This window comes from Pelotomaculum propionicicum, assembly GCF_048984525.1.
GTDB lineage: Bacteria > Bacillota > Desulfotomaculia > Desulfotomaculales > Pelotomaculaceae > Syntrophopropionicum > Syntrophopropionicum propionicicum_A.
Genome location: NZ_JBMGJC010000032.1, coordinates 1 through 1,267, shown reverse-complemented (window position 1 = coordinate 1,267; position 1,267 = coordinate 1). Strand labels below are relative to the sequence as shown.

Below are 1,267 nucleotides of genomic sequence, written 5' to 3'. Positions count from 1 at the left end.
TATTCACCGACCCAGCACCAAGTGCTCATCGATTCCAAAGATATGGCCGAAGCAAAGCTTGCTAGGCCGGGGGTGGGGAATGTGATCGATTCAGTGACTGTCAATCCGGGCATTATAAAGGGTGGAACGAAAGTTAATATGGTTCCCGATCTTTGCGAAACGGACATCGATATCAGAATCCCCATTGGTCTGAGTTCTGAAGAACTTATTTCCAATTTCGAAGGATTACTGCATGAATTAAACCTCGACAAGGTGGGTTATAAATACGAAACCAGCGAAGCGAATTTCACGGAAGTATCAGAACCTATCGTCAAAACCCTAGTGAAAAATGCGGAGTCAGTGTGGAATAAGCGGGTTATTCCCGCATATCAGTGGGCATCCAGCGACGCCAGATACTATCGCTTAAAAGGAATACCTACCCTGCAATATGGCCCTTCTAATACGGAAGGTATCCATTCATACAATGAGGATGTGGATATAGTCGATGTAATAAATGCGGCAAAAATATACGTAGGTGTTATTTGCGATCTGCTGGTAGAATCGACCTAGGGGCATTGCGATTGGGTGTTTTCCAGCAAGAATTATCACTTCATAACGCCCAAAACGGGCGAACGTTTTGAAAGCCGGGCTGAAAATCGACTGGAGTCGAAAAGGATTTATAAAATCAGGTTCCCCGCCTCGTCGAAAACCATGTCTTGCGGATCGCCCATTATTTCCAAGCTGTTGTGCATGCGAGCTTCTTCGGCCAATCCTTCGGATACGTAGATGTGCTCCAGCTCCAGGGTATTTTTTATGATGACTACCCGGGGTTTTTGTCCCGGTGCCAGCCCTATCGCCTGCAACGCTATTTTTATGGCGTCGCGATCGTCTTTCATCACCATGGGGATGCGTGCCTTTTCGATCCTGCCCGCTGTTATCGCGTTCGTGTAGGTAGCGTGGAAATCAATTTTGTCCAGCAGCTTTCTGGTTATCGCATCCGCCATTCCCACTCCCATGGCGTTCCCGTGGGATTCCATAGTCAGGTCGAGCAGGACGATCCTTTCGCACAGCAAAGGGCCGTCTTCCATGTGGGTCATCCAAAACCGCCCCGTCACGTTTGGATCGAGGCCGGCGCCGGAAATATTTTTGCCTAATTCCCCGACGACGAGAAGATCTATCTTTTTAAAATCCAAGCGAGGCATGAGGGACCAGGATAGTTTCAAAAGCTCCGGCTCGCGGGTTTTGAATTCGGCGGAGGGGACCGCCTCGATCAAATACGGCAAGTCTT

The 1,267-nt window shown here is 48.7% G+C and carries 1 protein-coding gene and 1 pseudogene; one reads left to right on the top strand and one right to left on the bottom strand.

Annotation, left to right across the window (positions count from 1 at the left end; translation table 11 throughout):
• A partial coding sequence (locus ACOBQJ_RS16955) for a M20/M25/M40 family metallo-hydrolase (RefSeq protein WP_421072966.1) occupies window positions 1–549 on the top strand: 549 nt, incomplete at its 5' end.
• 107 nt (window positions 550–656) lie between these two features.
• Here the strand turns inward: ACOBQJ_RS16955 and ACOBQJ_RS16950 are convergent.
• Window positions 657–1,267, bottom strand: a pseudogene (locus ACOBQJ_RS16950) (hypothetical protein); the annotation flags it as partial.